Source organism: Thiogranum sp., from assembly GCF_058323355.1.
Window position 1 is genome coordinate 1 of record NZ_JBTTIO010000095.1, and the last position, 8,501, is coordinate 8,501.

At 56.4% G+C, this 8,501-nt stretch carries 10 protein-coding genes; 8 read left to right on the top strand and 2 right to left on the bottom strand.

The genetic code is table 11. From position 1 onward, the window contains the following. Both ACW81B_RS12375 and ACW81B_RS12380 read left to right on the top strand, forming a co-directional pair. On the top strand, nucleotides 1–342 hold a 342-nt coding region (locus ACW81B_RS12375), incomplete at its 5' end, for a DUF3362 domain-containing protein (protein ID WP_491580529.1). A 41-nt stretch (nucleotides 343–383) separates the two neighbouring features. Continuing rightward, the gene (locus ACW81B_RS12380) at nucleotides 384–1,943 is read left to right on the top strand and encodes a sensor histidine kinase (protein ID WP_491580530.1); all 1,560 of its coding nucleotides are present in this window, start codon (nucleotides 384–386) and stop codon (nucleotides 1,941–1,943) included. Nucleotides 1,944–1,951: 8 nt separating this feature from the next. Here ACW81B_RS12380 and greB read toward each other — a convergent pair whose 3' ends face one another. Then, nucleotides 1,952–2,449 carry a transcription elongation factor GreB gene (gene greB / locus ACW81B_RS12385; RefSeq protein ID WP_491580531.1) on the bottom strand — a complete coding sequence of 166 codons (498 nt, stop codon included), beginning with the start codon at nucleotides 2,447–2,449 and terminating at the stop codon, nucleotides 1,952–1,954. A gap of 52 nt (nucleotides 2,450–2,501) precedes the next feature. Here greB and ACW81B_RS12390 point away from each other — a divergent pair, with 52 nt between their 5' ends. The 4 genes from ACW81B_RS12390 to ACW81B_RS12405 are packed head-to-tail and all read left to right on the top strand — an operon-like array spanning nucleotide 2,502 to nucleotide 5,549. Further along, nucleotides 2,502–3,023, top strand: a complete 522-nt coding sequence (locus tag ACW81B_RS12390) for a SprT family zinc-dependent metalloprotease (protein ID WP_491580532.1) — start codon at nucleotides 2,502–2,504, stop codon at nucleotides 3,021–3,023. Next, complete coding sequence (locus tag ACW81B_RS12395; RefSeq protein ID WP_491580533.1) at nucleotides 3,020–3,289, top strand: GIY-YIG nuclease family protein; 270 nt, start codon at nucleotides 3,020–3,022, stop codon at nucleotides 3,287–3,289. Before ACW81B_RS12390 ends, ACW81B_RS12395 begins: the two co-directional genes overlap by 4 nt. Nucleotides 3,290–3,321: 32 nt before the next feature. Further along, on the top strand, nucleotides 3,322–4,665 hold the full coding sequence (locus ACW81B_RS12400) for a POT family MFS transporter (RefSeq protein ID WP_491580534.1): 1,344 nt from the start codon (nucleotides 3,322–3,324) through the stop codon (nucleotides 4,663–4,665). Continuing rightward, nucleotides 4,662–5,549 carry a cation diffusion facilitator family transporter gene (locus tag ACW81B_RS12405; RefSeq protein WP_491580535.1) on the top strand — a complete coding sequence of 296 codons (888 nt, stop codon included), beginning with the start codon at nucleotides 4,662–4,664 and terminating at the stop codon, nucleotides 5,547–5,549. The genes ACW81B_RS12400 and ACW81B_RS12405 overlap by 4 nt, the downstream gene beginning before the upstream one ends. 144 nt (nucleotides 5,550–5,693) lie before the next feature. Here the strand turns inward: ACW81B_RS12405 and ACW81B_RS12410 are convergent, their stop codons facing one another. Continuing rightward, the gene (locus tag ACW81B_RS12410) at nucleotides 5,694–6,179 is read right to left on the bottom strand and encodes an FKBP-type peptidyl-prolyl cis-trans isomerase (RefSeq protein WP_491580536.1); all 486 of its coding nucleotides are present in this window, start codon (nucleotides 6,177–6,179) and stop codon (nucleotides 5,694–5,696) included. 183 nt (nucleotides 6,180–6,362) lie between these two features. Between ACW81B_RS12410 and ACW81B_RS12415 the strand changes: the two genes are divergently transcribed. Together ACW81B_RS12415 and metA are read left to right on the top strand one after the other, a co-directional pair. Further along, on the top strand, nucleotides 6,363–7,211 hold the full coding sequence (locus ACW81B_RS12415) for an ATPase (RefSeq protein ID WP_491580537.1): 849 nt from the start codon (nucleotides 6,363–6,365) through the stop codon (nucleotides 7,209–7,211). A 4-nt stretch (nucleotides 7,212–7,215) separates the two neighbouring features. Continuing rightward, nucleotides 7,216–8,286, top strand: coding sequence for a homoserine O-succinyltransferase MetA (gene metA / locus ACW81B_RS12420; RefSeq protein ID WP_491580538.1), 1,071 nt, complete (start codon nucleotides 7,216–7,218; stop codon nucleotides 8,284–8,286). Nucleotides 8,287–8,501: the final 215 nt, after the last annotated feature.

An 8,501-nucleotide genomic window follows, 5' to 3' on the forward strand; every position in this document is an offset into this window, starting at 1 on the left:
CTGCGCCGTGTACGTCGCAACAGTGAAACCGTGCCGATCCCCAAGGGTCTGCGCATGCGCCGCCTGCACAAGGCGTTCCTGCGTTATCACGATGCTAACAACTGGCCGCTGCTGCGTGATGCGCTGAAACGCATGGGGCGTGCTGATTTGATTGGTAATGGCAAGAAGCACCTTATTCCCACCTGGCAACCACGCGGTACCGGTGAGGCAGAAGAAGGACGACGCGGGAAGGTCGTCAGGGGCAAGACATTTCGTACCCGGCATACCGGGTTGCCTGATGCGCCAGTGGAAGGAAAACGCGGCAAGGCCGGGCGAAAAAGTAAAAGCAGAATTACCCGTTAAATTGTATAGATATTCCGGCAGTAGCTGGCATACTACGGACAATGATGAAAGCCGAAGCTTTTCGACGTAACTTTCTGCGCCTGATACTGGCAACGTGGTTATTGCCACCGATCATCGGTTTTGGTTTTATTCTATTTATCAAGATACTTACCCCGCAGCAGGCACTGGACGTTCTGCTCTCGCCGATAGAGTCGGTTTACGCCCTTGGCTGGGTGGTATTCGCTGCCTGGTATTTCCCTCGTTATATACGGCCCGTCAATGAATGGCTTGTGTCGCCCGGAGAAGATACGGCGAAACGGGCGCTGGCCAGTATGCGGCGGTTCCCGCTGTATTTCTGGTCTATCTTCCTGGTCTACCTGGCACTGGCCCCAAGTTCGGTCATTATCAGTGCCGAGCTTTATACGGACTATGTCGCCGAACCCGTCGACTGGTTCCGCATGCACCTCGTTGCACTGATTGTCTCCATCATTGTCGGGTTGCCGATTTTCTTCCTGATGCTCGATCTGTTCGGGCGTGCTCTGGGGAACCTCGACCTCACCCGCCCACATGTTTCAATCCGCACAAAGATATTTCTGGTCGGTGCGCTGGTGCCCTTGTTAATCGATACCATGCTGGTCCAGTACTACTGGACGCGTACCGGGTTTTTCACTTTTGAGACTTTTCTTGTCTGGCTTGTGCTTGAGCTGCTGGCTATCGCCGGCAGCCTGGTTTTCGTGCACAGTTTTGGCCAGTCACTGGCGCCGCTAAACAGGATGATAGAAGGTGAGGCCCCTGTAGACAGTCTTGATCCTTCCGAGCTGATACCCCTGTCTACCGATGAACTGGGCGTGCTGGCCAATGGTTACCGTGAATTGTTACAGGAGCTTCAGCAGAGTCGGGACGATATGGAAGTCCGGGTGGATGAGCGCACGGCGGAGTTGAAAGCCAGTAACCAGGAGCTGGAGTCGTTCAGCTACTCGGTGTCTCACGATTTGCGCTCACCGCTGCGGGCTATTGACGGTTTCAGTCAAATGTTACTGGAGGATTATTCAGCCGTTCTTGATGGTAAAGGAATCAGTCAACTCCAACGTATACGCTATAACGCACAGCGCATGGCGACCCTGATTGATGATTTGCTGAGTCTGTCGCGCATTGGCCGTACCGATATACGCCCGGAAGCGGTTGATATGAAGGCACTTGCAGAAGAAGTTATGCATGACCTGGAAGAGCAGCACCCGGACAGAAAGATCGATGTACAGATTAATGTTGATAGCCATGTTTCAGGCGACAGGCAATTGCTCCGGGTCGCACTTGAGAACCTGCTGGGTAATGCAGTGAAGTACACGAGTTGTAAAGAGGTGGCAGAGATCACCTTCGCAAGCCGCAGGGATGATGGCGAAACGGTGTATTTCATCCGCGACAACGGGTCAGGTTTTGATATGAGCTATGCCGACAAGCTGTTCATGGCTTTCCAGCGCCTGCACTCCCCGGAGGAATACGAAGGCACGGGTATTGGCCTGGCGATTGTTGCACGTATTATTCAGCGGCATGGCGGGCGTATCTGGGCGCAGGCAGACGTGGGGCAGGGCGCTACCTTCTACTTCACACTGCAGGGTATCTGAGCGGTAGACTACAGGTCATATTTGATGTCCAGTACCACATAGCATGTTTCCTGTTCACCGATCCGTAATGTCACTTCCTCATCCCGTGTTTTTTTCATCAGTGCCCGGGCCATGGGTGAATCCATGCTGATCCAGCCTTTTGCCGGATCGAATTCATCCGGGCCGACAATGCGGTAGGTGACTTCTTCACCGTCATCATTTTCCAGCGTCACCCAGGCGCCGAAAAAGATGCGTTCCCGGTCAGTTGGCGGCTCGGAAACCACTTTCAGGTCCGGCAGGCGTTTTTGCAGGTAGCGGATGCGCCGGTCGATTTCACGGAGCTCTTTTTTTCGGTAAATGTACTCCGCGTTTTCGGAGCGGTCGCCCTCGGCGGCAGCGGCGGACAGGGCTTTGGTGACCTCGGCGCGGCGTTTCCAGATGTCGGCAAGTTCCTGCTGCAGGCACTCGTAGCCGGCACGCGTGATGTACAGCGAAGATTTGGGTTGTGGTGGTCGGTAGCGTCCCATGGCGACAGTATATCCAATCCCCGTGTCGGTGGTTTTTGGTTATCATTGCGTCATGTCATCCGAATCCATCGATATTGCACAGCAGGCTCAGGTACGAGAGGCAACCCGTACCTGTGTGGTGCAGGCGGCCGGGTTGTTCGAGCGCAATTTCATTATGCCGCCGGTACAGTTCGATCTCTCGGGCCGTGCAGCCGGCCAGTACCGGGTGTTGCGTGGTAAATCGGCCATTCGCTACAACCCGTGGATTTTTGCGCGCTACTTCAATGACAACCTCAACGAGACAGTACCGCACGAGGTGGCACACTTCGTGGTTGACCAGTTGTGGGGCCTGCGCCGGGTGCGTGCGCACGGGGTTGAGTGGCGGTCGGTGATGCGTTCCCTCGGCGCTGAACCCCGCGCGACGGCGCGCTATGACCTGACTGGCCTGCCGGTACGGCGGCAGCGTCGGTTTGCCTACCGCTGCGGTTGCCAGACACACCAGATTACCACCTGCCGCCACAACCGCGTGCAGCGTGGTGAGGCACGCTACCACTGTCGTCAGTGTGGCCAGACGCTGGTGCCGGATTACCCGTGAGTGACTGGCAGGTGTACATGATCCTGTGCAGTGATAACTCACTGTATACCGGTATCAGTAACGATGTTGAGCGGCGGATGCAGGCGCATGCCAGCCAGCGTGGCGCGCGTTATTTCCGTGGCCGCCAGCCGCAACATCTGGTGTACCTGGAAAGTGGTCACGATCGCAGCAGTGCCACTCGCCGGGAATTGGCTATCAAGAAACTGCGGCGTCCCGACAAGGAGCGCCTGATACGGTCCGCGCAGAACGAAATTTCTGCCATATAGGAATTTACAGCCCCGACGTTTATGATCACTGCATGAGCGTCTATCGCACCGCGCCTGTCGCGAGCACGGATCTTCCCGCAGGTATCCCCTTTATTATCGGCAACGAGGCTGCCGAGCGTTTCAGTTTTTACGGTATGCGTGCCATCCTGGTGGTATTCATGACGCAGTACCTGCTGGACAGTGAAGGCTCACTGGCCGTCATGGGCGAGGAAGCGGCCAAGGGCTGGTATCACCTGTTTGTGTCAGCGGTGTATTTCACGCCGCTGCTCGGTGCACTGTTATCCGATGTCTGGCTGGGCAAGTATCGCACCATCATTCTGTTGTCAGTGGTATATGTTCTCGGACACCTTGCGCTTGCGCTGGATCATAGCCGCGTGGGGCTGGCCATCGGTCTCGGTTTGATTGCACTCGGCTCCGGAGGTATCAAACCCTGTGTGTCGGCGCACGTCGGGGACCAGTTCGGGGCATCGAATCGATACCTGCTGTCGCGGGTGTTCAGCTGGTTCTACTTTTCTATCAACCTTGGCGCTTTCCTGTCCATGCTGGCGACACCGTGGTTGATGGAAACGCATGGCCCGGCCTGGGCGTTTGGCGTACCTGGTGTGTTGATGCTGGTTGCCACTATTGTTTTCTGGATGGGGCGCAAGCGCTTCGTTCACGTGCCACCGGGCGGCAAGGCTTTTTTGCGCGAGGTTTTCAGTGCCGACGGGTTGCTGGCGTTGTCGCGGTTGACGTTGATCTATGTATTTGTCGCCATGTTCTGGGCGCTGTTTGACCAGACGGGTTCGGCCTGGGTGTTACAGGCACAACACATGGACCGCACCCTGTTCGGGGTGGAAGTGTTGCCTGCACAGATACAGGCAGCCAATCCCTTGCTGGTGATGATACTGATCCCACTGTTTTCCTACGGGGTGTACCCTGCAATTAACCGCTACTGGAAGCTGACCGAGCTACGAAAAATCGGTGCCGGGCTGTTTATTACCGTGCTGGCATTTTCCATTCCCACCTGGGTACAGATGCAGATCGATACGGGAGCAGCGCCATCGATCAGCTGGCAGTTACTGGCCTATGTGGTGTTGACCAGTGCAGAGGTGATGGTATCGATCACCTGCCTGGAATTTTCCTACACCCAGGCGCCAAGGCGTATGAAGTCATTTGTGATGGCGTTTTTCATGATGTCAATTGCGGCAGGCAACCTGTTTACCAGTGCAGTGAATTTCCTGATCCAGAATCCTGACGGCAGCAGCAAACTGGAAGGTGCGGATTATTACCTGTTCTTTACCGGGTTGATGTTGCTGACCTCCCTGTTATTTGTGGGTGTTGCCAGGTTCTACCGGAGACAGACATATTTGCAGGACGAGGCGGTGCCGGCATGAGCCACGGTCACGTACATCAGCACGATATAGAAAGCATGGGTGACCGCCGGCTGTTGTTTGCCATTGTCGCCAACATGCTGCTTACGGTGGTCCAGGTGGTGGGCGGTATCGTGTCCGGCAGTCTGTCACTGGTAGCCGATGCGTTGCATAATTTCAGTGATGCCAGTTCACTGCTGATCGCCTGGCTGGCGCGCAGGATAGGCCGCCAGCCGGCGGATGACCTGCGAACTTTCGGTTACCGGCGTGCCGAGGTGATCGCGGCGCTGGTCAATCTGGTGTCGCTGGTGATTATTGGGCTTTACCTGGTTTATGAGGCCGTCTGGCGTATTTTCCAGCCGCAGGTTATTGAAGGCTGGATCGTCGTCATCGTTGCCGGTGTTGCATTAATTGTTGATGTGGCAACCGCCGTGCTGACCTGGACCATGTCGAAGCACAGTATGAATATTCGTGCTGCATTTCTGCACAATGTGTCCGATGCGCTGGCGTCGGTTGGCGTGGTGATCGCCGGCAGTCTGATTCTGTTATATGGCTGGTACTGGACAGACACCCTGTTGACGCTGGTTATTGCGGTATACGTACTCTACCAGGCGGCTGGTATGTTGCCACAAACCATCCACCTGCTGATGGAAGGGACGCCGGAGGGCCTGTCGGTTGCCGATGTGAAAGCGGCCATGGAAAGCGTGGAGGGTGTACGGAATGTACACCATGTTCACCTATGGCAGATTGATGAACACCGCAGTGCACTGGAGGCACATGTCGTTATTGACCGGTTTGAGGACACGGCCAGGATCAAGGAAGCGCTGAAGGAGAGGCTCGGTGAGTCTTTTGATATTACTCACTCAACGCTGGAGTTCGAGATTGAGAACTGTGGGGATAGTGGTTGAGGAAAAGCGTTTAGTGTATCTACCCGAGTCGTTATTGCGAGCGCAGCGAAGTAATCTACTGAACCTGGTGCCAGGCAGTGGGAGATTGTTTCGCTGCGCGTCGCAATGACGGGGGAGTATTTTAGTTGAAGCGGTGACCGATCATCAGCCGTGGTCGTGCCCGCCCGGGCCGTGTACGTGGCCGTGCTGCAGTTCTTCTTCCGAAGCATCGCGAACATCCATGACTTCAACGTCGAAGTTGAGCGCAACACCAGCCAGCGGGTGATTGCCATCGACAGTCACTGTGTCATCTTCAACCTTGACCACAGTAACGACCAGCGTTTCACCGCCGGGGCCCTGGGCATGGAACTGCATGCCGGTTTCGATTTCAACATCTTCCGGGAACATGTTGCGCGGCACGGTCTGGGTCTTCTCAGCATCGCGTTCGCCGTAGCCTTCGGCGGGGGATACCGCTACATCCATCTTGTCGCCGGTACTTTTGCCGGTCAGCGCGTTTTCCAGTCCGGGGATAATATTATTGGCGCCGTGCAGGTAGGCAAAGCTGCCGTCGTTGGATTCATCAATGACGTTACCGTCGTTGTCTTTCAGGGTGTATTTCAAGGTGACGACCTTGTTTTGCTCAATCTGCATGGAAATGTTCCTCGGCCCGGCGAGCCTGCTGGTAAAAAATCAGCAGCCACCATACAGCAAAGTCTGCTGGAAGGAAATTTTCCGCTGGCTGCCGTGTTTTGTGGATTTTCCTCTCCGGGGTGTTTCAGAGCGGAGGTAAATACCGCATAATCAAACGCTTTCCCCTGTTTCGGAGTGGTAGCGGTGAAATTCGATATCGACGGGTTTCGGGCCTGGAAGCACAAGAAGGTAACCCTGCTGGGGATGTCGGGGGTCGGCAAGACCTATCTGTCGTCGCTGCTGTGCGGGCATGACTGGTTCCATTATTCGGGCGATTACCGCATTGGCACCCGCTATCTCGACGAGGCCATTCTTGACCTGATCAAGCAGCAGGCCATGCAGGTGCCGTTTCTGAAAGACCTGCTGCGCCGCGACTGGATCTATATCCGCAACAACATCAAGGTCGATGACCTCGGCCCGGTGCTGAGTTTTGTCGGCAAACTGGGTGACCCGGAACGCGGCGGTGTGCCGCTGGACGAGTTTGTGCGTCGCCAGGCCGAGTACCGCGAAGCGGAGATTGCCGCCATGCGCGATGTGCCGGCCTTTATCCGCAAGGCGCGGGAGATTTATGGCTATTCACATTTCGTAAACGATGTGGGCGGCAGCCTGTGCGAACTGGAAGAACCGTCAGTCATTGATCTGCTGGTTGAGCATACGCTGATCCTTTATATCCAGGTCACCGACAAGGAAGAGGAACAGAAACTTATCGAGCGTGCGCAAAGTGACCCCAAACCGCTTTACTCTCGCCCCGGGTTCCTGACCGGGCAGCTGGATATCTACCTGGCGGAGCAGGGCTTGAGCTATGCGGCTGAAATGGATCCCGACGATTTTACCCGCTGGGTGTTCCCGCGCCTGTTCCATTCGCGCATTCCACGTTACGAGGCGATTGCCAAACCGCACGGTTATACCGTGACATCCCGTGAAGTGGCGCAAGTGCGCGACGAGCAGGATTTCCTCAAGCTGCTGGAAACCGTCATCGCACGGACGGACTGATCCCATGCCGCTGGTTGCCCACAATGCACTGCCGACCTTCGAGCGCCTCAAGCAGGAAGGGACGCGTGTGCTCGCGCCGAATCGTGCCGCGAAGCAGGACATCCGCGAACTCCACGTGGGACTGCTCAACATGATGCCCGACGCGGCGCTGGCGGCGACCGAGCGGCAGTTTTTCCGGTTGATCGGGGAGAGCAATCCGATTGCCCAGTTTTATGTGCATCCTTTTACACTGCCTGAACTGGAGCGTGGCGCTGACGCACAGGCCTACATCGACAGCTATTACGAACCCTTTGAGACGATACGCGAGAAGGGCCTGGATGCACTGATTATCACCGGTGCCAACGTCGTTGGTTCCCGACTGGATAATCAGCCATTCTGGGAGCCGTTGAAAACCGTGGTCGACTGGGCGTACGAGCATGTGACTTCGACCCTGTGTTCCTGCCTGGCAACCCATGCGGTCCTGCAGTTCAGGCACAACAAGGTGCGTATTCACCAGGGTGACAAGGTGTGGGGTGTATTCCCGCACCGCGTGGTGGATAAACAACACCCGTTGGTCAACGACGTCAACACACGCTTCGATGTCCCTCACTCGCGCTGGAATGCGGTCACACCGGGGCAGTTCCACGATGCCGGGCTGCACGTGTTGGTGGAGAGCGAGGTGGGTGTTCATCTTGCGACCAGTCACGATGGTCTGCGCGTGGTGTTTTTCCAGGGGCACCCGGAATACGACACCGTGTCACTGCTGAAAGAATACAAACGCGAAGTGCTGTTGTGGACGAACGGGCAACGCTCCGACTACCCGCCGTTTCCGGATAACTATCTGGGCTTGCGTGCGCAGGCGCTGCTCAACGAGTATCGGTTGCGTCTTGAAGCAGCCTGTGCGGAGGCCAGTGAGTTGCCAGCGTTCCCCGAAGCGCAGTTGACCGATATCCTGGACAACACCTGGCACGATACCGCCGAGGCGGTTGTCGGCAACTGGATGGGGCTGGTCTACCAGGTGACCCACAGCGACCGTCGTATTCCCTTCATGGACGGCGTCAACCCGGATGACCCGCTTGGATTGTACGGAAGCTAGGTTTTCGTTATTCCGGCCCGGCTCCCGTTATCCCGGTGCAGGCCGGCATCGGAATCCATATCCTGCTTATCAACAAAGGGTGGTTGAAATCGTCCCGGGCGGGGTGCCTTTTCGCCGGCAACGGTTTGCCCGCTGCGCGGGTACCCTGCGCTTCTCGCGACATGTGGCGCTCACCCAAACTCGCCAGTCACTGTGTGACTGGCTCAGACAAGGGT

Coding starts and splice junctions, on each gene's coding strand:
- ACW81B_RS12380 (WP_491580530.1), top strand. CDS start 384: ATGATGAAAGCCGAAGCTTTTCGACGTAACTTTCTGCGCCTGATACTG.
- greB (WP_491580531.1), bottom strand. CDS start 2,449: ATGGGACGCTACCGACCACCACAACCCAAATCTTCGCTGTACATCACG.
- ACW81B_RS12390 (WP_491580532.1), top strand. CDS start 2,502: ATGTCATCCGAATCCATCGATATTGCACAGCAGGCTCAGGTACGAGAG.
- ACW81B_RS12400 (WP_491580534.1), top strand. CDS start 3,322: ATGAGCGTCTATCGCACCGCGCCTGTCGCGAGCACGGATCTTCCCGCA.
- ACW81B_RS12405 (WP_491580535.1), top strand. CDS start 4,662: ATGAGCCACGGTCACGTACATCAGCACGATATAGAAAGCATGGGTGAC.
- ACW81B_RS12410 (WP_491580536.1), bottom strand. CDS start 6,179: ATGCAGATTGAGCAAAACAAGGTCGTCACCTTGAAATACACCCTGAAA.
- metA (WP_491580538.1), top strand. CDS start 7,216: ATGCCGCTGGTTGCCCACAATGCACTGCCGACCTTCGAGCGCCTCAAG.